The 24,162-nt window shown below is 35.5% G+C and carries 26 protein-coding genes; all 26 read left to right on the plus strand.

Annotated features, from left to right (window positions below):
• Positions 1-7 precede the first annotated feature (7 nt).
• The 26 genes from HF990_RS00100 to HF990_RS00225 all read left to right on the plus strand — a co-directional run bounded on the left by HF990_RS00100 (position 8) and on the right by HF990_RS00225 (position 24,118).
• Entirely contained in the window at positions 8-658 is a 651-nt protein-coding gene (locus HF990_RS00100; RefSeq protein WP_168411708.1) for a flagellar biosynthetic protein FliO, read from the plus strand.
• Positions 658-1,323, plus strand: coding sequence for a flagellar type III secretion system pore protein FliP (fliP, locus tag HF990_RS00105; protein WP_016836770.1), 666 nt, complete (start codon positions 658-660; stop codon positions 1,321-1,323). Before HF990_RS00100 ends, fliP begins: the two co-directional genes overlap by 1 nt.
• 13 nt (positions 1,324-1,336) lie before the next feature.
• Positions 1,337-1,606: a flagellar biosynthesis protein FliQ gene (gene fliQ, locus HF990_RS00110; protein ID WP_016836771.1), complete on the plus strand. Its 270-nt coding sequence runs from the start codon at positions 1,337-1,339 to the stop codon at positions 1,604-1,606.
• Between the two features lie 5 nt (positions 1,607-1,611).
• Positions 1,612-2,385: a flagellar biosynthetic protein FliR gene (gene fliR, locus HF990_RS00115; protein WP_016836772.1), complete on the plus strand. Its 774-nt coding sequence runs from the start codon at positions 1,612-1,614 to the stop codon at positions 2,383-2,385.
• A gap of 1 nt (position 2,386) precedes the next feature.
• Positions 2,387-3,475: a flagellar biosynthesis protein FlhB gene (gene flhB / locus HF990_RS00120; protein WP_016836773.1), complete on the plus strand. Its 1,089-nt coding sequence runs from the start codon at positions 2,387-2,389 to the stop codon at positions 3,473-3,475.
• Between the two features lie 18 nt (positions 3,476-3,493).
• Positions 3,494-5,527 carry a flagellar biosynthesis protein FlhA gene (gene flhA, locus HF990_RS00125; protein WP_016836774.1) on the plus strand — a complete coding sequence of 678 codons (2,034 nt, stop codon included), beginning with the start codon at positions 3,494-3,496 and terminating at the stop codon, positions 5,525-5,527.
• Positions 5,524-6,660, plus strand: a complete 1,137-nt coding sequence (flhF, locus tag HF990_RS00130) for a flagellar biosynthesis protein FlhF (RefSeq protein ID WP_016836775.1) — start codon at positions 5,524-5,526, stop codon at positions 6,658-6,660. Before flhA ends, flhF begins: the two co-directional genes overlap by 4 nt.
• Positions 6,657-7,526, plus strand: coding sequence for a MinD/ParA family protein (locus tag HF990_RS00135; RefSeq protein WP_016836776.1), 870 nt, complete (start codon positions 6,657-6,659; stop codon positions 7,524-7,526). Before flhF ends, HF990_RS00135 begins: the two co-directional genes overlap by 4 nt.
• 51 nt (positions 7,527-7,577) lie before the next feature.
• A complete protein-coding gene (locus HF990_RS00140) occupies positions 7,578-8,651 on the plus strand; it encodes a protein-glutamate methylesterase/protein-glutamine glutaminase (RefSeq protein ID WP_050988821.1) in 1,074 nt (357 codons plus the stop codon).
• A 15-nt stretch (positions 8,652-8,666) separates the two neighbouring features.
• Positions 8,667-10,739: a chemotaxis protein CheA gene (locus tag HF990_RS00145; RefSeq protein ID WP_016836778.1), complete on the plus strand. Its 2,073-nt coding sequence runs from the start codon at positions 8,667-8,669 to the stop codon at positions 10,737-10,739.
• A 23-nt stretch (positions 10,740-10,762) separates the two neighbouring features.
• A complete protein-coding gene (locus HF990_RS00150) occupies positions 10,763-11,209 on the plus strand; it encodes a chemotaxis protein CheW (RefSeq protein ID WP_016836779.1) in 447 nt (148 codons plus the stop codon).
• Between the two features lie 24 nt (positions 11,210-11,233).
• Positions 11,234-11,857 carry a chemotaxis protein CheC gene (locus HF990_RS00155; RefSeq protein ID WP_016836780.1) on the plus strand — a complete coding sequence of 208 codons (624 nt, stop codon included), beginning with the start codon at positions 11,234-11,236 and terminating at the stop codon, positions 11,855-11,857.
• A gap of 1 nt (position 11,858) precedes the next feature.
• The gene (locus HF990_RS00160) at positions 11,859-12,362 is read left to right on the plus strand and encodes a chemotaxis protein CheD (RefSeq protein ID WP_016836781.1); all 504 of its coding nucleotides are present in this window, start codon (positions 11,859-11,861) and stop codon (positions 12,360-12,362) included.
• Entirely contained in the window at positions 12,359-12,721 is a 363-nt protein-coding gene (locus HF990_RS00165) for a hypothetical protein (protein ID WP_016836782.1), read from the plus strand. The genes HF990_RS00160 and HF990_RS00165 overlap by 4 nt, the downstream gene beginning before the upstream one ends.
• A 172-nt stretch (positions 12,722-12,893) precedes the next feature.
• Complete coding sequence (locus tag HF990_RS00170; RefSeq protein ID WP_016836783.1) at positions 12,894-13,658, plus strand: FliA/WhiG family RNA polymerase sigma factor; 765 nt, start codon at positions 12,894-12,896, stop codon at positions 13,656-13,658.
• A gap of 14 nt (positions 13,659-13,672) precedes the next feature.
• A complete protein-coding gene (locus HF990_RS00175; RefSeq protein WP_016836784.1) occupies positions 13,673-13,993 on the plus strand; it encodes a hypothetical protein in 321 nt (106 codons plus the stop codon).
• 8 nt (positions 13,994-14,001) lie between these two features.
• Entirely contained in the window at positions 14,002-14,607 is a 606-nt protein-coding gene (locus tag HF990_RS00180) for a hypothetical protein (protein ID WP_168411707.1), read from the plus strand.
• Between the two features lie 161 nt (positions 14,608-14,768).
• Complete coding sequence (gene rpsB / locus HF990_RS00185; protein ID WP_016836786.1) at positions 14,769-15,488, plus strand: 30S ribosomal protein S2; 720 nt, start codon at positions 14,769-14,771, stop codon at positions 15,486-15,488.
• Between the two features lie 126 nt (positions 15,489-15,614).
• Complete coding sequence (gene tsf, locus HF990_RS00190; protein WP_016836787.1) at positions 15,615-16,499, plus strand: translation elongation factor Ts; 885 nt, start codon at positions 15,615-15,617, stop codon at positions 16,497-16,499.
• A gap of 95 nt (positions 16,500-16,594) precedes the next feature.
• On the plus strand, positions 16,595-17,320 hold the full coding sequence (gene pyrH, locus HF990_RS00195; protein ID WP_016836788.1) for a UMP kinase: 726 nt from the start codon (positions 16,595-16,597) through the stop codon (positions 17,318-17,320).
• Positions 17,320-17,877 carry a ribosome recycling factor gene (gene frr, locus HF990_RS00200; protein WP_016836789.1) on the plus strand — a complete coding sequence of 186 codons (558 nt, stop codon included), beginning with the start codon at positions 17,320-17,322 and terminating at the stop codon, positions 17,875-17,877. The genes pyrH and frr overlap by 1 nt, the downstream gene beginning before the upstream one ends.
• Before the next feature lie 247 nt (positions 17,878-18,124).
• Complete coding sequence (locus HF990_RS00205) at positions 18,125-18,910, plus strand: isoprenyl transferase (protein ID WP_016836790.1); 786 nt, start codon at positions 18,125-18,127, stop codon at positions 18,908-18,910.
• Positions 18,907-19,701: a phosphatidate cytidylyltransferase gene (locus HF990_RS00210; RefSeq protein ID WP_168411709.1), complete on the plus strand. Its 795-nt coding sequence runs from the start codon at positions 18,907-18,909 to the stop codon at positions 19,699-19,701. The genes HF990_RS00205 and HF990_RS00210 overlap by 4 nt, the downstream gene beginning before the upstream one ends.
• Positions 19,702-19,719: 18 nt before the next feature.
• Complete coding sequence (locus HF990_RS00215) at positions 19,720-20,865, plus strand: 1-deoxy-D-xylulose-5-phosphate reductoisomerase (RefSeq protein WP_016836792.1); 1,146 nt, start codon at positions 19,720-19,722, stop codon at positions 20,863-20,865.
• Between the two features lie 30 nt (positions 20,866-20,895).
• Positions 20,896-22,161 (plus strand): RIP metalloprotease RseP, encoded by a 1,266-nt coding sequence (gene rseP / locus HF990_RS00220; protein WP_016836793.1) that lies wholly within the window; start codon positions 20,896-20,898, stop codon positions 22,159-22,161.
• A gap of 256 nt (positions 22,162-22,417) precedes the next feature.
• Positions 22,418-24,118, plus strand: coding sequence for a proline--tRNA ligase (locus HF990_RS00225; protein WP_168411710.1), 1,701 nt, complete (start codon positions 22,418-22,420; stop codon positions 24,116-24,118).
• The last annotated feature ends 44 nt before the right edge of the window (positions 24,119-24,162 follow it).

The following is a 24,162-nucleotide window of genomic DNA, read 5'->3' on the forward strand; positions in this document are numbered from 1 at the left end:
AGGAAAGATGAAAAACCTTTATAAAAAAATTAGCATTGTCCTTATGTTGTTCGCAGTTTTTATAATGACTGCTCCAGCACAGCTCACTTTTGCGAACCAAAAAAATAAAATGATTGACGAAGGCTATTTTGATAATCCTGAAACTTTCAATCAAGATTCTACAGCTGTCAAACAATCGGCAGCTGTAGGTCTTACAGCTTGGGATTATATCAAAATGCTACTCGCACTCATTTTTGTACTCTTATTATTAATTTGGGTGTTAAAGTTTATTAATAAAAAAAGCTATCATTTTCAACAAAATCAAATTGTTCGAAATATCGGTGGTATTTCAGTAGGTTCACAAAAGTCTGTTCAAATTTTGCAAATTGGAGATAAGCTGTACATCGTTGGTGTAGGTGAAAATGTAGAACTCATTAAGGAAATTTCAAATCGTGATGAAATTGACAAGTTGCTTAATCTTTACAATGAAAAACAAATGTTAACAACAAGTCCACCATTCATTGCAGAATTATTTAAAAAATTGAAAGGGCAGTCAAAAACGCGTGAAAATAGTAATCATTCAGATTTCGGGAATATGTTAAATCAGCGTTTATCTGAAATTCAAAAGATGCGTCGCGACGAGCTCGAAAAATGGAAGGAAAAGGAGCACGATAAATAATGGAACAATTTATCTCATTCTTTTCTGACTCTGATCCTACGAACGTCGCTACTTCTGTAAAATTACTATTATTATTGACAGTATTATCACTTGCACCAAGTATTTTAATTTTAATGACATCATTTACACGTATCGTCATAGTCCTTTCGTTTACTCGGACAGCTTTAGCGACGAATCAAACGCCTCCCAATCAAGTAATTATTGGGTTAGCATTATTTTTAACTTTCTTTATTATGGCTCCAACCTTCCAACAAGTAAATGATGAAGCATTGCAACCGCTCTTTAACGAAGAGATTGGCCTTGAAGAAGCATATTCTAGAGCAAGTCTTCCATTTAAGGAATTTATGGCAAAACATACAAGACAAGGAGATTTGGAACTGTTTTTACAATATAGTCAAGCAGAAAGACCACAATCCATTGAGGAGATTCCTTTAACCATATTGGTACCGGCTTATGCTTTGAGTGAATTGAAAACCGCTTTCCAAATGGGATTTATGATTTTCATTCCGTTTATTGTCATTGATATGGTTGTAGCAAGTGTACTCATGTCTATGGGGATGATGATGTTACCGCCTGTCATGATTTCGTTGCCATTTAAGATTTTATTATTTGTACTTGTCGATGGATGGTATTTAGTCATTAAATCTTTACTCCAAAGTTTCTAAGGGAGGAAACTCAATGTCACAATTAACAGTCATTCAAATAGCTGAACAAGCGGTATGGGTTGTCCTCTTAGTTGCAGGTCCACTAATGTTAGTCGCTTTAGTTACTGGTCTAATCATCAGCATTTTCCAAGCTACAACGTCTATTCAAGAACAAACATTGGCGTTTGCTCCGAAAATAATTGCGGTGTTAGTAGCCATCGTATTTTTTGGACCATGGATGGTGTCAAAAATGTCAGAATACTTTATTGACATCTTGAACAACTTAACGCGATACATAGGGTGACATAAATGTTAGAAATCATACCACAATTTTCTGTATTCCTATTAATGTTTGTAAGGATTTCTGCATTTTTTGTTACCGTCCCTTTTTTTTCATATCGTACGATACCACCCCAATTAAAAATTTTGTTAGCTTTAATGCTTGCTTGGATGATGTATTATACGATTCAAACAGAAGTGATTCCAATTGATGGGAATTACATATTGCTTATTATGAAAGAAGCGATGATTGGGCTTATTATTGGATTAGCTGCAACCATCATAATATCCATCGTACAAATAGCTGGTGGTTTTATCGATTTTGAAATGGGATTTGCCATGGCAAATATCGTTGATCCGCTTACCGGTGCACAAAGTCCAATGATGGGACAATTTTTTAACTTACTAATTTTATATTTATTAATTGCTACTAACGGTCACCACCTTATTTTAGATGGAATTTACTATAGTTATCAGTTTATTCCAATTAATCATTTTCCGAACTTTGGGGATGCTGGCATGGCGGAATTTACAGTAAAGTTGATTGCTGTAGTCTTTTCGGTTGCTTTTCAAATGTCAGCACCTTTAGTAGCAGCATTGTTTTTATTAACGCTTGCTATTGGTATTACCGGAAAAACGGTTCCTCAATTAAATATTTTTATTATCGGATTTCCATTAAAGATTATCGTAGGATTTCTTGTATTGTTCATTTCAATGGGGATTATGATTGAAGTGATGCAAAAGGTGATTGAATTAATGATTACCGTTATGCGTGAATTCATGCAGTTTTTAGGTGGTGCATAATTTGAAGTTACTGCTTCCTTTAGACTTACAATATTTTGCTGGTGAAAAAACAGAAAAAGCGACTCCAAAGAAACGGAAAGATGCTCGAAAAAAGGGACAAGTTGTAAAAAGCCAAGATTTTTCGTCAGCGATTTTGTTTTTAATCCTTTTTCTTTTTCTCACCTTTATGGCACCGTTTATGTTTAAAGGTCTCCTTTCTTTTTTTATACAAGCCTTTGAAAAATACATACTTTTTGAGACAGTGACAGTCGATACCATCATGAATATCTATGTTGATTCTATTTCAGAAATGGCTGTCATTTTATTACCGGTGATGGTAGTAGCAATGGTTGTGGCAATGTTCTCTAACTTTTTACAATTTGGTTTCTTGTTTACAACAGAAACAATGAAATTTGATTTGAAAAAGATTGATCCAATAAAAGGGATTAAGAAAATTATTTCATTAAGAGCTATTGTGAACTTAATTAAGTCTTTGTTAAAAGTAGCATTTATTGGGACAGTAACTGGATTTGTTATTTGGCTTAATTTTGACGATGTATTGTCTTTAGCATTTCATAGCCCTTGGGAAGCATTAATAATAGTTGCAAAACTAACGGCTATGATGGGCATCGCTAGTGCCATTGCCTTACTATTAGTCGCTATTCTTGATTACATATATGAAAAATTCGATTATGAAAAAAAATTAAGAATGTCGAAACAGGACATTAAAGATGAGTATAAAAATACGGAAGGGGACCCACTCATCAAATCGAAAATTAAGCAACGGCAGAGAGAAATGGCTATGCGACGCATGATGCAAGAAGTTCCGAAAGCGGATGTGGTTATTACAAACCCAACTCACTTTGCAGTTGCCTTAAGATATGATGATGAGTCCATGGAAGCTCCTAAAGTCGTTGCAAAAGGTGTCGACTTTGTAGCACAAAAAATCAAATTAATTGCAAAGGAAAATGATATCGTCATGGTAGAAAATCGACCATTAGCAAGGGCGCTATATGATCAAGTGGAAATTGGTGAAGAAGTGCCTGAAGAATTTTTCAAAGCAGTGGCAGAAATATTAGCTTATGTTTATCGAGTTAAACGTAAAATTTAGTTTGTAGGAGGGAAAAACATGAAATTTCGCGACTTAGGAGTATTAGCATTTATCATCGTAATAGTAGCGATGCTCGTAATCCCTCTACCAACATGGTTGCTAAGTTTTTTAATCATCATTAATATTACGCTTTCTTTACTTGTATTGCTCACTGCAATGAACATGAAAGAGGCGTTGCAATTTGCGATTTTCCCGTCAATTATATTGATTTTGACGTTGTTCCGACTTGGTGTGAGTATTTCAACTACTCGTGCCATTCTTTCCCAAGGAGATGCAGGTGACGTCGTTGAAACGTTCGGGGAATTCGTAACGGGCGGTAATATACTAGTTGGTTTAGTTATTTTCATGTTGCTTGTCATTGTGAACTTTATCGTTATTACGAAAGGTTCAGAACGGGTTGCGGAAGTAGCAGCACGCTTCACGTTAGATGCGATGCCTGGTAAGCAAATGAGTATTGATGCAGATTTGAATGCAGGATTAATTTCTGAAAAGGAAGCACGAGAACGTCGCGATAAAGTTGCGAAAGAAGCAGATTTCTATGGGGCGATGGATGGTGCTACGAAATTTGTAAAAGGTGACGCCATTGCTTCCATCATCATGGTATTTATAAACTTAATTTTTGGTTTGTTTATTGGGATGTTACAAATGGGATATTCTTTTTCTGAAGCGGCAGACCACTTCTCAAAATTAACAGTCGGTGATGGTCTCGTTGCTCAAATTCCAGCCTTACTTGTATCAACAGCAACAGGTCTCGTAGTAACTCGAGCAGCAAGCGATGGTAATCTCGGAGAAGATATAATAGGGCAATTATTCTCTCAAGCGAAATTGCTTTATGTAGCAGCGGGAACCATTTTCTTGCTTGGCCTCTTTACTCCGATTCCTGACTGGATTACAATTCCAATTGCTGCATTACTTGCCATTGGAGCCTTTTTAATGAGTCGCAAAAAAGAAGAGGACCCAGAAGAATTGTTGGAAATTGAGGAAGAACAAGTAACCGATACAATGAAGAGTCCAGAAAATGTTGTCAATTTATTAAATGTTGATCCAATTGAATTTGAATTTGGTTATGGTTTAATTCCTTTAGTTGATGCGCAGCAAGGCGGGGATTTGCTTGACCGAGTTGTGATGATTCGTCGTCAGCTTGCATTAGAACTAGGTCTTGTAATTCCTGTTGTACGCATTCGAGATAACATCCAATTACAGCCGAATGAGTATCGTATTAAAATTAAAGGAAATGAAATGGCAAGGGGAGAATTATTATTAGACCATTATTTAGCGATGAGCCCTGGTGATGACGATTCGATTGAAGGTATTGATACAATTGAACCATCTTTTGGTCTCCCTGCAAAATGGATTACTGAGGAAGTAAAAGAAGAGGCGGAGATGCGAGGATTTACTGTTGTTGACCCGCCAAGTGTTGTATCCACACATTTAACAGAAGTCATTCGTGCAAACGCTCATGAACTACTCGGTCGACAAGAAACAAAGCAACTGATCGATCATTTGAGAGAAACACATGCTATTTTAGTCGACGAACTAACACCAACCCCATTATCGATTGGTGAAATTCAAAAAGTACTCGCAAAATTATTAAAGGAACATGTTTCGATTCGCAACTTACCAGTTATTTTTGAAACTTTGGCAGATTATGCAAAATTGACAAGTGACACGGATGTACTAACAGAATACGTAAGACAAGCCCTTGCACGACAAATTACAAGGCAATATGTACAAGACGGATCGCAATTAAAAGTAATTACCGTTCCGGCAAAATTAGAAAAAATCATTGCAGATAGCGTTCAGCAAACAGAACATGGAAATTACTTGGCGATGGATCCGCAAGAATCTCAAAACGTTCTTGAGTCCATTGCAAAAGAAGTGGAAAGAGTTTCATACATGGAACAAACGCCAATTATTTTATGTTCACCAGGTATTCGAATGTATTTAAGACAATTAACGGAACGATATTTCCCACAAATTCCTATATTGTCTTATAACGAATTGGATGCCAACGTTGAAATCCAAAGTGTTGGGGTGGTGACCGTTGAATGAAAATGAAAAAATATATAGCACCTTCTATTGCTGAAGCGATGAAACAAGTGCGTTCAGAATTAGGTGAAGATGCTGTCATCATCAATTCTAAAGTAATTGTCAAAAAGAAATTTTTCGGTTTGATAAGACAGAAAAATTTTGAGGTTCTGGCTGGAATTGACGTAGTTGAACGTCCAAAATTTGATATGCCAGAACAAATGGATAGCCCTGTGAAAGTTCAGCCCATCGTTCCAAAAAAAGACGAACAACCTGTAGCAGGAAATGTTTCGGAGCTAAAAGAAGAGATTGCCAGCTTAAAAAAAATATTACAATCAATGAAACATGAATCAATTCAATCTTCATTGCCTGATGAACTTAAACCATTTGCTGAATATATGAAACGTCAAGAGCTTAATCAAGAGCTCATCACGGCCATTTGTGATGAGCTTTTTGTACATATGCAAACGACGAAGGAAATATCTAATCAAGAAATAAAAAACATTGCAAAAAAAGTTTTACAAGCGAAACTTTCTCCCCTCCCATTAGGAGGTTTATCCTATGAGAAAAAATACGTGTGTGTCTTAGGTCCGACAGGGGTAGGAAAAACAACGACGATTGCTAAAATGGCAGCTCGAAGTGTTTTGGAGAAGAAGAAAAAAATCGGATTTATAACAACCGATACATATCGAATTGCAGCAATCGAACAGTTAAAAACATACGCTAATCTTCTTCAAGCCCCCGTAGAGATTGTTTACAACTTCAATGATTATAAAGAAGCAATTAAAAAATTTGAACATTTAGATTTAGTGTTCATTGATACAGCTGGGCGCAACTATAAAGAAGCAAAATATGTGAATGAATTAAAGAAACTGATTTCTTTCGATGAAGAAGTTGAATCTTATCTTGTTCTATCTTTGACTGCTAAAGAGAAAGATATCGAAACGATTATCGAACAATTTAATGAATTACCTGTTGAGAAGTTTGTCTTCACTAAAATTGACGAAACAAATTCTATTGGCGCGATGTATAATTTAATGATTAAATATAATAAAGGACTTGCTTACTATACAACTGGGCAAGAAGTACCGGAAGATATTGAAGAAGCAACTGCAGACAAATTACTTGAATTGTTCTTTCAAGGAGAATTCAAATGAGAGATCAAGCAGAAAAATTGCGAATGAAAATGTTGGAGCGTCAAGGTGCATTAGGGAGATCCATCGCTGTTGTTAGCGGTAAAGGCGGAGTAGGAAAGAGTAATTTTACAACAAACTTTGCTATTAATCTAGCGAAACGTGGGAAAAAAGTTGTCATATTAGATATGGATCTCGGAATGGCAAATGTTCACATTTTAATAGGAAAACAGGCTCAATATAATTTGAAGGACTATTTAGAAGGACATGTTTCATTCGAAGAAATCATTTATGCAGGTCCACAAGACATTCATTACATTTCCGGAGGTTCCGGTTTTTCATCGGTCATTGAATGGTCAGAAGAGATGTTTGATGCCTTCATACATGCATTTGAAGAATTGCAGAAAAATTATGATTATATTTTATTCGATATGGGAGCAGGAGCAACAAATTGGGCGCTAGATGTGGTTACGTCCATTGAGGAAGTCATTGTAATCACAACTGCTGAGCCAACTTCGATTACAGATGCCTATTCAATGATGAAATTCATTTATTTAAAAGAACCGAGCAAAACATTTTATCTATTATGTAATCGAGCGTTTTCAAATGAAGAAGGAAGGGAAACGTTGCAGAGGCTAAAAAATGCAATGTTGAAATTTTTATCAAAAGAAGTTGTGATTCTTGGTTGGTTGCCAGAGGATAGTGCAGTCAGAAAAGCAGTGATTGAGCAAGTACCTTTTTCAATTTCATATCCAAATGCTCAAATTTCAAAATCATTACATGAAATTGTAAATCGTTTTATTCATAAAAAGTTAGGAGAAGAGATTCCTCTTCCATCCAATTCATTTATAACTAGACTAAAACGTATTTTCTCGAAAGGTCGTGATTAATTGGAACCTTCGAAAAAACATAAATTGCTAATAGTAGACGATTCCGCTTTCATGAGGAAAGTAATCAGTGATTTCTTTCATCAACATCCATCGATTGAAGTAATTGGTACAGCAAGGAATGGAAAGGATGCCATTCAAAAAATTCAACAACTAAACCCAGATGTTGTCACAATGGATGTTGAAATGCCGGAATTAAATGGTATTGAAACGTTAAAGCATATAATGGAAGTTTCCCCTGTTCCTGTCGTTATGATATCCAGTTTTACTGAAAAAGGTGCTCAGAAAACATTGCAGGCAATGGAATATGGGGCAGTTGATTTTGTGACAAAACCTGGGGGCACGATTTCTCTTGATTTACATAAAGTTAAGGACGAGCTTATTCGAAAAGTAGAGCTCGCTTCAAAAATTCCGATTGAAAAATTAAGAAAGCAAATTAATCCAAAAAAACATTATATAAACAATATTCAACAAGAAACAACCCTAAACACTAATGAAACGCATGTAGTAACAGAATTTTCATCTACTAGTAATAAAAATTGGACAAAAACTTCAGAGAAGATTGTATTAATAGGTACATCAACTGGTGGGCCACGAGCTTTGCAAGAAGTGATTACAAATTTGCCTGAATCCTTATCGGCACCCATATTAATTGTTCAACATATGCCACCAGGGTTTACAAAATCATTAGCAGACAGGTTAAACCATCTTAGTAAAATCCGAGTGAAGGAAGCTGAACAGGGTGAAATTGTTGAAAAAGGAACTGCTTATATTGCACCAGGTGGTTACCATTTAAAAATGAAAAAAAATGGCCAACATTATCAAATTGTTTTAGATAATCAGGAACCACCAAGAGCTGGCCACAGACCAAGCGTTGATGTTCTCTTTGAAAATATTAGCCAGTTTAATGAATTAGATAAAATTGCAATCATCATGACTGGGATGGGTAATGACGGTTCTAAAGGGTTAATGGCATTGAAGAAATCTGGAAATGTCATCGCGATTGCTGAATCAGCTGAAACTTGTATCGTTTATGGTATGCCAAAAGCTGCCGTTGAGACAAAGTTAGTTGATGAAGTAGTCAATTTAGATGAAATTTCAGAGACAATGATGAAATATTTGTCATAAAGGGAGTGTTTTCGAATGGAAATGAATCAGCAATATTTGGACATGTTTATAGAAGAAAGTAAAGAACATTTACAAGCTTGTAGTGATCAATTATTAGAACTTGAAAAGAATCCGAATGATTTATCCATCGTTAATGAGATTTTCCGCTCGGCTCATACATTAAAAGGAATGGCTGCTACGATGGGATTTGAAGACTTAGCGGATTTAACACATAAAATGGAAAACGTTCTAGATGCCATTCGAAATGAAAAAATCGTTGTTGATTCAAATCTATTAGATATTGTATTTGAATCGGTAGACCATTTAGAAGCGATGATAGTGGATATAGCAAATGGCGGTGATGGGAAACGGGATGTTTCCGATATAGTATCGAAATTAAAAGCGATTGAAGCAGGTCAACTGATTCCTACAAGCACTCCAACTGAACAAGAAATAGCAGCAGATGTATACACGGAAGAACCTACTACTGACCGATATTTAATTTATGATGAGTACGATGTTACGGTATTGCAACAATCGAAAGAACAAGGTTTTAATGTCTATGAAATTACTGTTTCCCTTCGACCTGACTGTCTATTAAAGGCAGCACGAGTATACATGGTTTTTGAGGTTTTAGAAAAAAATGGTGAAGTATTAAAATCTTTCCCAACGGTTGAAAAGCTTGAGGAAGAACAGTTCGATCAAACATTCCAAGTAACATTCATTACGAAAGATTCTGCGGAAGAAATTCAAAAGAAAATTAATAAAGTTTCTGAGATTGATAAAGTTGTAGTAATACCATTGACGAAAGAAATGATTAAAGAGGCCAGCAAAGAAGAATTGGTTTCAAAAGAACAACTTCAACAAGAATCAAAAAAATCTGAACAACAACCTTCAAAACAGCAGAAAAAGTCTGAACCGTTAAAGAAAGAATCGAATGCGACGAAACAAAGTGCACAGTCAAAAACGATTCGGGTAAGCATTGAGCGCCTTGATATTTTAATGAATCTATTTGAAGAATTAGTAATAGACCGTGGACGATTACAATCGATTGCGACAGATGTTAAACATTCAGAATTAACAGAAACAGTTGAGCGAATGAGCCGTACGATGGGAGATTTACAAAATATTGTCCTTACAATGCGGATGATTCCAATTGAAACTGTATTTAACCGCTTCCCTAAAATGGTTCGTTCTTTATCCAGAGATTTAAATAAAAAAATAAATCTGGAAATTATCGGTGCAGAAACGGAACTAGACCGTACAGTAATCGATGAAATTGGTGATCCGTTAGTTCACCTAATCCGTAATTCTGTAGACCATGGTATCGAAAGTCCGGAAGTGAGAAAAGCAAAAGGTAAACCAGAAGAAGGTACGGTCATCTTACGGGCATATCATAGCGGAAATTATGTATTTATTGAAATAGAAGATGACGGAGCTGGAATCAACAAAGATAAAGTATTAAAAAAGGCAATCGATCGAGGTATTGTGACGAAAGAATCGGCGTTAGTATTAACCGATAAGCAAATCAACGAACTCATATTTGAATCAGGTTTCTCAACAGCTGAAAAGATAACGGATGTTTCTGGGCGCGGTGTCGGCTTAGACGTAGTAAAAACAACGATTCAATCTCTTGGAGGCAGCATTTCTATTGAGTCAGAACAAGATGTTGGTTCGAAATTCTCCATTCAATTGCCATTAACTCTATCTATTATTTCTGTCATGCTCGTAGAAATTGAGAAAGAAATTTATGCGATTCCGTTATCATCAATTATCGAAACTTCAATTATTAAAAAATCTGAGATTTTAAATGCTCATAATCAAAAAGTAATTGATTTCCGAGGAAAAGTTGTTCCGTTAATTTTCTTAGATGAAGTATTTGAAGTACCGCGCAATGAAATTTATGATGATGAATATTTATCTGTTGTGATTGTTCGAAAAGGTGATAAATTAGCTGGTTTAGTCGTTGATTCATTCATTGGCCAACAAGAAATTGTTTTAAAATCATTAGGCAATTATTTAAAAAATATTTTTGCCATTTCAGGTGCAACAATTTTAGGTAATGGACAAGTAGCGTTAATTATTGATATTAATGCGTTAATGAAATAATTCCATGAAATGAGGTGTTGTAAATGGCAACTGTTGTGGAGCAAGAAAGTATAAAAGTAATAGTTTTCCAATTAATGGATAAGGAATATGCTATTCCTGTAAGCCAAGTTCAAGGTATTGAGAAAATGATGCATATTACTCGAGTACCAAGAACAGAAAAATTCGTAAAAGGTGTCATCAATTTGCGCGGAGTTGTAACACCTATTATCGATTTGCGTGAACGTTTTGGTCTTCCATCAGCTGAAAATACTGAATCTGTGAGAATTATTATTGTTCAGTTTGATGACATGGAAGTAGGATTTGTAGTAGATTCCGCGAACGATGTCATTGATCTTCCAGTGAATTCTATTGAACCTCAACCAGAAGTAGTAGGTGTGATAGAAGAAGCATTCATCTCAGGGGTTGCTAAAATTGATAATCGTTTATTAATATTGCTACATTTAGATAAAGTATTAAATATATCTGAATAGTATATTAAAAAAGTAGGGATTCATATGGGGCATCCTAAAATTAATTCTATGCATTTAGATATTCTGAAGGAGATTGGAAATATCGGTGCAGCTCATGCAGCGACTGCTTTATCGGATTTGCTAAAGAAAAAAATCGAAATGCGCGTCCCAAAAGTAGAAATGATTACATTTAATGAAATGATGGATTTAGCTGGCGGACCGGAAAAAGTCGTTGTTGGTATTTTCTTGCGAATCGAAGGCGATTTAGAAGGAAGCATGTTTTTCATATTACCGATTGAACAGGCCAATCGGTTCATTCAACATCTCATTCAAGATGACCAGTTCGATTTTCGATCCAATGGCTCTTTCATCGGAATGTCTGCAATGCAAGAAATGGGAAACATATTATCTGGATCTTATCTATCCGCCTTGTCTGATTTTTTGCAATTAAAAATGTATCCTACAGTACCTGGTTTAAGCATTGATATGTTTGGGGCAATCATTAGTATTGGCCTCATTGAAATTTCTCAAGTAAGCGACTATGTGATTGTCATCAATACATCCATTTCGGAAGAAGGGCTTGAAAATACAGAAATGAAAGGGCACTTTTTATTATTACCTGACCCTGAGTCTTTTAACGTAATATTTAAGGCGTTAGGGGTCGAATAGTATGTTTGCATCGAAGGAAGGAAAGGTAGTTAAAGTTGGAATTGCCCAAATGGATGTAGTCAAATCTCCGGATACGATTCGAACTTCGGGACTAGGCTCATGTGTGGGAGTCGTTTTATATGATGAAACGAAGAAGGTTGCAGGGCTTGTTCATATTATGTTACCGGATTCTTCATTAAGCCGTTCAGAAACAATCAATTGTGCAAAATTTGCCGATACTGGTATTCAAGGTCTACTAGAGATGTTATTAGTAGAAGGGGCTCAAAAGTATCGGTTAAAGGCCAAAATAGCTGGTGGAGCCCAAATGTTCCAATTTGCTTCAGATAAGAATATGATGAGAATAGGTCCTCGCAACGTTGAAGCTGTGAAAAAAGTATTAAAAGAATTGGGGATTCCTCTCATTGCGGAAGATACAGGTGGTAATAGCGGTAGGACGATTGAATTTGATCCTGATACTAGTAAATTAATGATTCGGACAGTCAATAAAGGAGTGAGTGAAATATGATGTATGGCTCTATATTTTATAATTGTTGGGGTAGTTTAATAGCATTTACCATTACCTTTGCGATTATGTATCAAATTTCTATATTTCCTTCGCAGATTTTGCTTGTTTCATTCATTGTTGCACTCGCTGCCTTTGTTGTAATGTTCGCTGTACGGTATTTAATAGGCTATATTTTGTATACACCTGATGACGCACTTTTTGCAGATTTTATTGAAGAAGTTGCATCTGAGAACAGTGAAAATATAATGGATGAGGAAATGGATAATAGCTTTAAAAGAGCTTCTAATGATTTTCAAGATGAAAATCCAGAAGAAATTGCAGATGTCGTGCGTAGATTGCTAGAAGAAAGAGATACCTAAGAACTATTTTATAAATTGTAGAGAGCCGAATTTAGGCTCTTTTTTCATATCTATTAAGAGGAATTTCCTAATGGTCAGTAAATGATTTAGTCCTATAGAATGCTGTGTTTTTTAGACCTATATTTGGTATAATAATGGAAAGAAAAGCGTTTGTTAAAGAAAGGTGGATTCGATGGTAAGTAAGCTAGATGAACAAAAATTATGGAATAGCTGGATAAAAGATCGAGATCCGCATGCAGGGAATTTACTAATAAAAAAATACATACCGCTTGTGTCCTATCATGTTCAACGTATAGGTACTGGATTGCCAAAAAATGTGTCTCGGGATGATTTGACTAGCTTAGGTATGATGGGACTATTTGATGCTTTAAATAAATTTGATATTAATAGAGATTTAAAATTTGATACATACGCATCTTTTCGTGTACGGGGAGCCATTATTGATGGCCTAAGAAAAGAGGATTGGCTACCGCGTACTGCAAGGGAAAAAGCGAAAAAAATGGAAGCTACAATTGAACAATTAGAACAAAAATTAATGCGCCATGCAACACCTGAAGAACTGGCAGAACATATGAATATGCCTGTCGAAGAAGTATATCAAACAGTACAAGAACATTTCTTTTCAAATATATTATCTCTAAACGAAACGCAGCAAGATTCTGAAGATGCTGATGGGAAAGCTTGTGTCATTCGAGATGAAAATACACGAACACCTGAACAAGAGGCGCTTCATAAAGAACTAGTGGACGAACTTGCTGAAAATATTAAAAAGTTAAGTGAGAAGGAACAACTCGTATTAAGTCTTTTTTATTCTGAAGAAATGACATTGACGGAAATTGGTGAAATGTTAGATTTATCCACTTCTCGTATTTCACAGATCCACTCAAAAGCGTTATTGAAATTAAGAAAACTGCTATCAAGCGAGGCTAATGCTTAAATTAGGAGGAGCTAATGAGTTTAAAAGGTGTTGAATTACAAATTGCTATTCCGAAAACTGTTGACGCTGGGAAAATGGTTGGGGAGCATCAACAGCACGTCGTTCAGCAACAATATAATGCTAACGAGGCGTTAAAAAGAGAGATTGAAAGAAAGCAGCTTACCGTGAATGACACCGAAAAAATCTCAGAAGTTTCTGAAGAAGAAAAGGAAAAAGAACGAAAAGGAAAACAATCATCCAACAATCACAATGGACAAAAGAAACAACAACAACAACAAGAACAGCAGAAAGCACAACATCCATATAAAGGAAAGTATATAGATTTTAGCGGATAGGAGATTTTATGACTACAATATTCATCATTCTATTGATTATTTCTCAATTGATTAGCTTTTTCCTCATTTTCATTCTAAATGCGAAAATCGCTAAATTTAAAGATTTGGAATTGCGGCAAGATAAATTAATGGAAGAAATGGAAAATGCAATTAGCGTCTATTTGTTGGAAATGAAGGAAGAAAATGAACGTTTTATTGATGAATTAACAAAGCTATCAAAACCTCAACCAAATGAAAGCTATAACATAGCAAATGAACAAATAAATAAACGAATTTCTGATCATATTAATAAAGACAGTGTTCAATTAAAAAATGAAGAAAACAATGGGAATCAAAAAATAGAAAAGTTGCAAGTGATTCCGAAAGCTGTTGCAAAAAATGCCTATATTCAACAACAAAAATCCCATACGTCAAATAGAGAGAAGTTGAATGAAGAGGCGGTAAATGAAGAAAAACAGCAAAAACTCACTGAAACTAATTTACAAATGACATTACCAACACTCAAAGAAAAAATCGTTGCTCTTCATCAAGAAGGTAAATCGATTGAGGAAATCGCAAAAATCACGCAAAAAGGAAAAACGGAAATTGAACTATTATTAAAGTTCAATGCATAAAATTTCTTGCACAGTAAAAGGGATTGTGTTATATTACCAAGTGGTGTGATTATTACACACGCATTTTCGATGAATAAGTGGTGCTTAAAGATTTTCTTTAAGTTGCTTATTCAGATGAGAAATGCGGAGGAACAAAACCAATATAATTAGGAGGAAAATTCATGTCAGTAATTTCAATGAAACAATTACTTGAAGCTGGTGTACATTTCGGACACCAAACTCGCCGTTGGAATCCAAAAATGAAAAAATACATTTTTGTTGAACGTAACGGCATTTACATTATCGACTTACAAAAAACTGTAAAAAAATTAGAAGAAGCTTACGAGTTCATGCGTGAAGTTGGCGCTAATGGCGGAAAAGTTCTTTTTGTTGGAACAAAAAAACAAGCACAAGACGCTATTAAAGAGGAAGCTGAACGTTCAGGAAACTTCTACATTAACCAACGCTGGTTAGGTGGAACGTTAACAAACTTCGACACAATTAAAAAACGTGTTGCTCGTATGAAAGAAATCGAGAAAATGGAAGAAGAAGGAATTTTTGACGTTCTTCCTAAAAAAGAAGTTACGAAATTGAAAAAAGAACATGAACGATTAGTGAAATTCCTTGGCGGTATTCGTGAAATGACTGAATTACCTGACGTAATGTTCGTAGTAGACCCACGTAAAGAACGTATCGCTGTAGCTGAAGCTCGTAAATTAAATATTCCGATTGTAGGAATTGTAGATACAAACTGCGATCCAGATGAAATTGACTACGTAATTCCTGCAAACGATGATGCGATTCGTGCTGTAAAATTATTAACTGCTAAAATGGCAGATGCTCTTATCGAGTCTAAACAAGGTGAATCAGAAGCTCCAGCTGAAGAAGTAGTTGCTGAGTAATTCACTACTACAAAGGTGATAAGTGGATGTTTCACTTATCACCTTTTTTTAAGAAACTACGGTTTCTTATTATATAAAAAGGCTAAAACTTATAGTAAACATAAATTATCCAAGGAGGAACTTTCAATGGCAATTACTGCTCAATTAGTAAAAGAACTTCGTGAAAAAACGGGCGCAGGTATGATGGATTGTAAAAAAGCCCTTGTAGAAACGAACGGTGATATCGATGCTGCAATCGATTACCTACGTGAAAAAGGTTTATCATCTGCAAGTAAAAAAGCTGATCGTATCGCTGCGGAAGGTACAACTTACATTTTAACAGAAGGTAACGATGCTGTAATTTTAGAAGTAAACGCTGAAACTGACTTCGTTGCGAAAAACAACCAATTCCAAGAATTAGTAAAAAGCTTAGCGGCACAATTATTAAAAGCTAAACCTGAATCTTTAGAAGCTGCTTTAGAAGTAAAAAATGAAGAAGGTGTTAGCATCGCAGAACAAATTTCTTCTGCTGTTGCAACAATTGGTGAAAAAATCACTCTTCGTCGTTTCGAAGTGAAAACTAAAACAGATGCTGATACATTCGGTTCTTACTTACACATGGGTGGACGTATCGGAGTTTTAGTTGTACTTGAAGGTTCAACAGACAGCGATGCTGCAAAAGATATCGCTATGCATATCGCTGCGATCAATCCAAAATACATTACTCGCGAAGAAGTACCTGCGGAAGAAGTTGAACGTGAACGCAAAGTGTTAACTGAACAAGCATTAAACGAAGGTAAACCAGAAAATATTGTTGCAAAAATGGTTGAAGGTCGTCTTGGAAAATTCTTCGAACAAGTTTGCTTACTTGATCAAGCATTTGTTAAAGATTCTGATAAAAAAGTACGCGATTTCGTGAAATCTACTGGCGGTAACGTAACTTCATTCGTGCGTTATGAAGTTGGAGAAGGTATTGAAAAACGTGCAGACAACTTTGCAGAAGAAGTTATGAGCCAAGTGAAAGGTAAATAATTGTAGGATAAATACACAAACTTTATGGGGAGCACTCTAAGTGTTCCCTATTTTTCAGAAATGAAAATTAATTATTCACATAACGGAGGTTTACTATGAGTGTGCCGCAGTATAAACGAGTTGTAATCAAAATTAGTGGTGAGGCATTGGCAGGAGAAGCAGGATTCGGTATCTCGCCAAAAATCATTAAGTCAGTTGCTGAAGATATTAAAGAAGTTGTAGATCTTGGTGTTGAAGTTGCAGTTGTAGTTGGCGGAGGAAACATCTGGCGTGGTAAAATAGGAAGTGAAATGGGAATGGATCGTGCTTCTGCCGACTATATGGGAATGCTTGCGACTGTGATGAACTCTCTTGCACTTCAAGATGCATTAGAAAAACTCAACGTGGAAACTCGAGTGCAATCTTCAATCGTAATGACCCAAGTGGCGGAACCTTACATACGTAGAAAAGCAGTGCGTCATCTTGAAAAAGGACGCGTAGTAATCTTCGCTGCTGGTACTGGAAATCCATTTTTCTCTACAGATACAACAGCTGCATTAAGAGCTGCAGAAATAGAAGCAGAAGCCATTTTAATGGCGAAAAATAATGTCGATGGTGTTTATTCTGCGGATCCAAAAACTCACGAAGATGCAGTGAAATATGATACACTCACTTATTTAGATGTAATTCAACAAGGTTTACAAGTGATGGATTCCACTGCTTCCACTTTATGTATGGACAACGACATCCCATTAATAGTATTCTCTATTATGGAAAAAGGTAACATTAAACGTGCCGTTTTAGGTGATAAAATTGGGACAGTTGTTAGGAGGAATGCATAATGTCAAATAATGTATATGAACAAGCGAAGGAAAAAATGAACAAATCCATTGCTGCCTTTACCCGCGAACTTGCTTCAATTCGTGCTGGTCGAGCAAACGCTTCATTACTCGATCGAATCACTGTTGATTATTATGGGGTACCAACACCGGTTAACCAACTTGCTGGTATTTCGGTTCCAGAAGCACGACTCCTTGTCATTACACCTTATGATAAATCAATTTTAAGTGAAATTGAAAAAGCGATTTTAAAATCTGATATTGGTATTACGCCTACAAACGATGGAAATGTAATCCGTTTAACAATTCCACCTTTAACAGAAGAACGTCGCAAAGAATTAGTGAAAATCGTGAAAAAAGAAGCGGAAGACGCAAAAGTTGCAATTCGTAACGTTCGTCGTGATGCGAATGATGATCTGAAGAAAATGGAGAAAAATGGTGAGATTACGGAAGACGAACTACGTGGTCAAGTAAATGATATTCAAAAATTAACAGATGATTTTATTGCAAAAGTAGAAAATTTGGCAAAAGAAAAAGAAGAAGAAATCCTTGCAATTTAATGCTTACTCAGTTATAACAGAACTTTCTGTAGGAATGTGACGTCCTTTCATCTAGGACGTCATTTTCATTTATCTCATCTATGTTTTATCCATCAATTAATATTGATATGATTGAACAAAAAAATACATATGATAGTAAAACATTACAAAAAATACGAATAATTATCAAGGAAATAAAAGACACGTATATTTGTTTTTGATATTATTAATAAGAATACGTCCAAAACGTTGTCAGGTGGGGGAATAAATGGTATTAAAAAATTTTTTTAATAAAACTAAATATGAGAAAAAAATAGCTGAAGAAAGCGTCAATCTTGAAGTAATCCCTTCCCATATTGCAATCATCATGGACGGTAATGGACGTTGGGCAAAAAAGCGGGCAATGCCACGAATCGCTGGACATCATGAGGGGATGAAAACTGTTAGAAAAATAGCACGTGTGGCAGATGATTTAGGTGTGAAAGTGTTAACACTATATGCCTTTTCAACAGAAAACTGGAAGCGTCCCAAATCTGAAGTAGAATTTTTAATGAGCTTACCAGAAAAATTTCTTAATGATTTTTTACCTGAAATCATGGAACGAAATATTCGCGTGCAAATGATTGGTGAAAAGGAAGGTTTACCAGAACATACAAAAAAAGCTTTAAATAAAGCGTTAGAAAAAACAAAAAATAATACAGGGCTTATTTTGAATTTTGCGATGAATTATGGCAGCCGTGCCGAAATTGTGAATGCTATAAAAAAGATGATGATAGATGTACAAGAAGGAACATTAAATTTTGATTCGATCACTGAAGAAACAATGAACCAATATCTAATGACATCACATCTACCGGAACCAGATTTATTAATTCGTACAAGCGGAGAAGTACGATTAAGCAATTTTATGCTTTGGCAATTAGCCTATACTGAGTTTTGGTTTACGGATACGCTATGGCCAGATTTTAATGAGGAAACTTTCTTAGAAGCAATTCAAGCCTATCAAAAAAGAAATCGTCGCTATGGTGGATTGAAAGGAGAAGAAATTAATTGAAGCAACGTATTATAACGGGTGTAGTAGCAGCAGCTTTTTTCATCCCGTTTGTATTATATGGTAATCTCCCGTTTACTCTATTAGTTTACGCAATGGCTACAGTTGGAATGTTCGAACTACTACGCATGAAAAAGATGGCTATTTTCTCAGTTCCAGGCTTAATTGGATTACTTACCGTATATATGCTATTAATGCCTGATAATTTTGCGGCAAAAGTCCAAAGTATCACATCTTATTCGAAATTAGAATTTCTTGTCATTGCTGCACTGTTATTATTAATTCATTCTGTCATTGTAAAAAATCATTTTACATTCGATGAAATTGGATTTGTCCTACTGTCAGCTTTGTATATAGGAATCGGATTTTATTATTTAATTGAAACGAGAGATGCAGGGTTACAATTTATTATTTTTGCTTTACTTGTAGTTTGGTCTACTGATTCAGGGGCATATTTTACTGGTAGAAAATTTGGGAAAAACAAGCTATGGCCAGAAATTTCACCTAATAAGACGGTTGAAGGATTTTTCGGAGGGATTTTGATAGCGGTTGTATCTGCCTGTGTTATGCAATTTATTTACCCCTTTGAAAAACCTTGGTTTATACTAATACTTGTAACGATTGTAAGCTCTATTTTTGGACAATTAGGTGATTTAGTAGAATCTGCTATTAAAAGACATTATGATGTAAAAGATTCAGGAAAACTTCTTCCTGGACATGGTGGAATACTAGATCGATTCGATAGTTTATTGTTTGTATTACCATTATTCAACTTGTTGCATTTTGTTAGTTAATGAAGGGAAGGACCCAAATTGAAAAAAATTAGTTTGTTAGGGGCAACAGGCTCAATTGGATGGCAAACTTATGATATATTAAAATCCCATCCTGAAGAGTTCCAACTTGTTGCTTTTTCTGCAGGAAAAAATATAGAAAAAACAAAAGAAATCATTAAAACATTACAACCTGAGTTAGTTTCTGTGCAAGAGGAAAAAGATGCACTTGCATTAAAAAAAGAGTTTCCTCATATACATTTTACATACGGCGAACAAGGTTTAGTAGAAGTTGCAACTCATCCTGAGACGAGCGTTTTATTGAATGCAGTTTTAGGAAGTGTTGGTTTGCCATCTACATTAGCTGCCATTCGTATGGGAAAAACGATTGCAATCGCTAATAAAGAGACCCTTGTTACTGCTGGTCATCTAGTAATGAAAGAAGCAAAAAAACACCACGCACCGATATTACCAGTTGACAGTGAGCATTCAGCGATATTCCAGTCGATGAATGGGGAAAATCCAAAACAAATTAAGCGGTTAATTTTGACAGCTTCTGGCGGTGCATTTCGCGATAAAACTCGCGATGAATTAAAAAATGTTACAGTCAAGGATGCCTTGAATCATCCGAACTGGTCAATGGGTGCAAAAATTACAATTGATTCTGCAACGTTGATGAACAAAGGATTAGAAGTGATTGAAGCCCATGTACTATTTGACATGCCTTTTGACCAAATTGATGTCTTGCTTCATAAAGAAAGCATTATCCACTCGATGGTGGAATACCATGATACAAGTGTCATCGCTCAATTAGGAACTCCAGATATGCGTGTACCAATTCAATATGCATTAAGTTACCCAGACCGATTGCCACTTGTTGGTGGAAAGTCATTAAATTTAGCTGAAATTGGACAACTACATTTTAAAGAAGTTGATTTTGAGCGATTCAGAGCATTAAAACTGGCTTATGAAGCAGGAAGAATTGGCGGAACCATTTTAACGGCCATGAATGCAGCTAATGAAGCAGCAGTACAGTTGTTTTTAGAAGAAAAAATTGCATTTTTACAGATTGAAGAGATTATCGAACGCATCATGAATGACCATCACAATGTACTGAATCCAGATTTGGAAACGATTTTGCATGTTGACAGTGAAACAAGAAAAAAAGTGCTTCATATGGTACAATAAACACGAGCTTGGCTCTAAAGGTGGTATTTTATGCAAACTATTTTAGCATTTATCCTCGTATTCGGATTAATCGTATTCTTTCATGAATTAGGACACTTTATTTTTGCAAAAAGAGCAGGTATTTTAGTGCGCGAATTTGCTATTGGTATGGGACCAAAAATTTTTGGTATGACGAAGGGGGAAACAATATATACCATTCGTCTATTACCTTTAGGCGGATATGTACGAATGGCCGGAGATGATTTTGATCGGATTGAACTTCAACCTGGCTATCGTGTTGGGCTCATATTGAATAACGAAGAAAAGGTCGAAAAGATTTATTTAAATCAAAATGTTCAAAATCCGAACGTATTATTTATGGAAGTGGAACGAGCGGATTTAACTAAAAAATTATGGATCGAAGGATACGATGAAGAAGAGCGTTTAGTTCGTTTTGATGTTTCTCGCAATGCAATAATTGTTGAAAATGGCGAAGAAACGTTAATTGCTCCTTATGACCGAACATTCGAAGCGAAATCGTTATGGAACCGAACTTTAACAATTTTTGCTGGTCCTTTATTTAACTTTCTTTTAGCCTTTGCAATCTTTTTACTTCTTGGTATTTTCCAAGGAGTACCAACAAATGAACCGATTGTTACGGAAGTAGTAGACAACAGTCCTGCAGCTGTAGCTGGTATGCAAGCCGGAGACTATGTGAAATCTATAAACGGAAAGCCTATTAATGAGTGGGCTGATTTAACAAGTTATGTTCAAAATAGTGCCGGCAAAGAGTTATCCGTCATTGTAGAGCGAAATGAAGAACTTGTCGAGTTAAATATTGTTCCAGATACAGTCAAGCTGGAAAATGGCGAAGAAGTTGGACAAATTGGCGTTATGTACAAAAGTCCATTTGTAAAAAATCCATTTAAAGCTGTTGTGTATGGCTTCCAACAAACTTGGGAATACACTATTTTAATTCTTCAGGCGTTAGTTCATTTAATCGCTGGACATTTCACTCTTGATGACTTGGCTGGTCCAGTTGGTATTTATCAAGTAACTGGAGAAGTAGCAAAACATGGTTTCTTTACGCTGATGTACTGGACAGCAGCATTAAGCATTAATTTAGGAATCATGAATTTACTTCCACTTCCAGCTTTAGACGGCGGCCGATTAATGTTCTTTGGTATTGAAGCACTTAGAGGAAAACCTGTCGATCGTCAAAAGGAAGGCATGGTTCATTTTGTAGGAATCGTGTTATTAATGATTTTAATGATTGCTGTAACATGGAACGATATACAGCGGTTGTTTTTCCAATAAATAATATGATACGACTTTAATAAATCGCCATCCGATTATTATATCGGAGGCGATTTTTATTTTGTGGAAAATGATGCAATTGTGACAGGATGTTGTATGTAGACATTGGAATAAGTGCTTTTCTTATCATTTATTACAAAAATGACAGAAAGCCTTTGATTTTAGTCATTATTTATAAAAAAATGTATATACTCAATCTCTTCAAGGATATGCTATTCTATTAAGAAAGATAGAAAATCATAAAGGTGGAGCACTGATGAGACAAAGTTTAACGTTTATACCAACAATGCGGGAAGTGCCTCAAACTGCCAATACAAAATCTTGTCAAATGTTGCTGCGTGCTGGATATATTCGTCAACATGCAAATGGAACATATACGTATTTACCTTTAGCGAAACGGGTATTACATAAAATTGAGCAAATCGTACGGGAGGAGCTTGAGGAACGTCAAGCCATTGAATTGGAATTGCCGTCGATTCAATCGATTGATTTATGGAAGCAGTCAGGTAGATTGCAGTTTTTCAACAAAGAATGGATTTATCTAAAAGATCGTAACCAACATGAATTAGTCATGGGACCAAGCATTGAATTGATTACTTCTATTGTTAGGGATGAAATCAAAACGTATAAAAAATTACCTTTAACGCTATTTCAAATTCAAAGGAGGTTCTGTGACGAAAAGGAATACCGCCATGATTTATTTCAAGCGCGGGAGTTTCTGATGAAAGATGCTTATTCATTTCACGAAAATGAAGAAAGTTTAAATGGAAGCTTTGAACATATGATTAGTGCTTATGAACGAATTTTTTCTCGTCTTGGATTAAACGTGCATATTGTGAAAGCGGATTCAGGAGCATTTGGTGATCAATCGTTTGAATTTGTCATTCTAAACAATAATGGACAAGAAATGATCGCTTTTTCAAATCAATCACATTATGTAGCAAATGCACAAATTGCAGAAGTGGCCATTGAATATGAACAACCCAATGAGGAATTGAAACCGATAGAAAAAGTTGCAACACCAAATGTTCAAACGATTCACGAATTATGTGATTTTTTACAAGTTGAATCGACGAAATGCATTAAATCCCTAGTTTTAAATGTTGATGGCGAAATCATCGTCGCATTAGTTCGCGGAGACCACCAGTTGAATATGATAAAAATCATGAAATTATTAAATGCATCAAATGTACAGTTTGCTAGTGAAGAGGAAATTGAAAAAACTCTCGGATGTTCTACTGGATCGATTGGTCCAATAAAACTGCCTCTTGATATAAAAGTGGTTGCTGACTATGGAATTAAGTCCATTGTAAACGGTGTGAGCGGGGCTAACGAAAACGGCTATCATTACATTAATGTGAATCCAAATCGAGATTTTGCTATCAATTTATATGGAGATATTCGGTATATTGAAGAAGGTGACCCTTCACCAGACGGAAAAGGCATTATTCGTTTAGAAAAGGGAATTGGAATTGGACGAGTAACAAAACTGAATACGCTATACGCAGAGAAAATGAAAGCATATGTTACAAATCAAGAAGGTAAAAAAATACCGATGCATTTAGCGAGTTACGAACTAGATTTGACTAGATTATTTGGCATATTAGCAGAACAATACTATGATGAAAAAGGATTTACTTGGCCAAAACATTTAGCTCCATACGATTTACATCTGATGGCAGTTAACGTAGCAGATGAAGCTCAACGAAATCTTGCAGATCAGCTTTACAATATCTTAACAACTTATCGCTATGATGTGTTATATGACGATCGGGATGATCGGGCAGGCATCAAATTTGCTGACAGCGATTTAATCGGTTTACCAATTCGCGTTACAATCGGTAATAAGGCGATGGAGGGAATCGTGGAAGTTAAAATTCGAAAAACAGGAGAGACTTTTGAATGCGCGAAGGAAGAGCTTATTGACCGATTAAATGAATTTTATCGAACTCAATAATTTCAAACAATCCGTTGAAAAATAGTGTATACTTAATAGTTGGA

The organism is Ureibacillus thermosphaericus, from assembly GCF_012396605.1.
Classification (GTDB): domain Bacteria; phylum Bacillota; class Bacilli; order Bacillales_A; family Planococcaceae; genus Ureibacillus; species Ureibacillus thermosphaericus.

Coding starts and splice junctions, on each gene's coding strand:
- HF990_RS00180 (WP_168411707.1), top strand. CDS start 14,002: ATGACTACAATATTCATCATTCTATTGATTATTTCTCAATTGATTAGC.
- rseP (WP_016836793.1), top strand. CDS start 20,896: ATGCAAACTATTTTAGCATTTATCCTCGTATTCGGATTAATCGTATTC.
- HF990_RS00155 (WP_016836780.1), top strand. CDS start 11,234: ATGGGGCATCCTAAAATTAATTCTATGCATTTAGATATTCTGAAGGAG.
- pyrH (WP_016836788.1), top strand. CDS start 16,595: ATGAGTGTGCCGCAGTATAAACGAGTTGTAATCAAAATTAGTGGTGAG.
- flhA (WP_016836774.1), top strand. CDS start 3,494: ATGAAATTTCGCGACTTAGGAGTATTAGCATTTATCATCGTAATAGTA.
- HF990_RS00140 (WP_050988821.1), top strand. CDS start 7,578: ATGAGGAAAGTAATCAGTGATTTCTTTCATCAACATCCATCGATTGAA.
- HF990_RS00135 (WP_016836776.1), top strand. CDS start 6,657: ATGAGAGATCAAGCAGAAAAATTGCGAATGAAAATGTTGGAGCGTCAA.
- flhF (WP_016836775.1), top strand. CDS start 5,524: ATGAAAATGAAAAAATATATAGCACCTTCTATTGCTGAAGCGATGAAA.
- HF990_RS00205 (WP_016836790.1), top strand. CDS start 18,125: ATGGTATTAAAAAATTTTTTTAATAAAACTAAATATGAGAAAAAAATA.
- HF990_RS00160 (WP_016836781.1), top strand. CDS start 11,859: ATGTTTGCATCGAAGGAAGGAAAGGTAGTTAAAGTTGGAATTGCCCAA.
- rpsB (WP_016836786.1), top strand. CDS start 14,769: ATGTCAGTAATTTCAATGAAACAATTACTTGAAGCTGGTGTACATTTC.
- HF990_RS00145 (WP_016836778.1), top strand. CDS start 8,667: ATGGAAATGAATCAGCAATATTTGGACATGTTTATAGAAGAAAGTAAA.
- HF990_RS00150 (WP_016836779.1), top strand. CDS start 10,763: ATGGCAACTGTTGTGGAGCAAGAAAGTATAAAAGTAATAGTTTTCCAA.
- HF990_RS00165 (WP_016836782.1), top strand. CDS start 12,359: ATGATGTATGGCTCTATATTTTATAATTGTTGGGGTAGTTTAATAGCA.
- frr (WP_016836789.1), top strand. CDS start 17,320: ATGTCAAATAATGTATATGAACAAGCGAAGGAAAAAATGAACAAATCC.
- HF990_RS00175 (WP_016836784.1), top strand. CDS start 13,673: ATGAGTTTAAAAGGTGTTGAATTACAAATTGCTATTCCGAAAACTGTT.
- fliQ (WP_016836771.1), top strand. CDS start 1,337: ATGTCACAATTAACAGTCATTCAAATAGCTGAACAAGCGGTATGGGTT.
- tsf (WP_016836787.1), top strand. CDS start 15,615: ATGGCAATTACTGCTCAATTAGTAAAAGAACTTCGTGAAAAAACGGGC.
- HF990_RS00170 (WP_016836783.1), top strand. CDS start 12,894: ATGGTAAGTAAGCTAGATGAACAAAAATTATGGAATAGCTGGATAAAA.
- fliR (WP_016836772.1), top strand. CDS start 1,612: ATGTTAGAAATCATACCACAATTTTCTGTATTCCTATTAATGTTTGTA.
- fliP (WP_016836770.1), top strand. CDS start 658: ATGGAACAATTTATCTCATTCTTTTCTGACTCTGATCCTACGAACGTC.
- HF990_RS00225 (WP_168411710.1), top strand. CDS start 22,418: ATGAGACAAAGTTTAACGTTTATACCAACAATGCGGGAAGTGCCTCAA.
- HF990_RS00100 (WP_168411708.1), top strand. CDS start 8: ATGAAAAACCTTTATAAAAAAATTAGCATTGTCCTTATGTTGTTCGCA.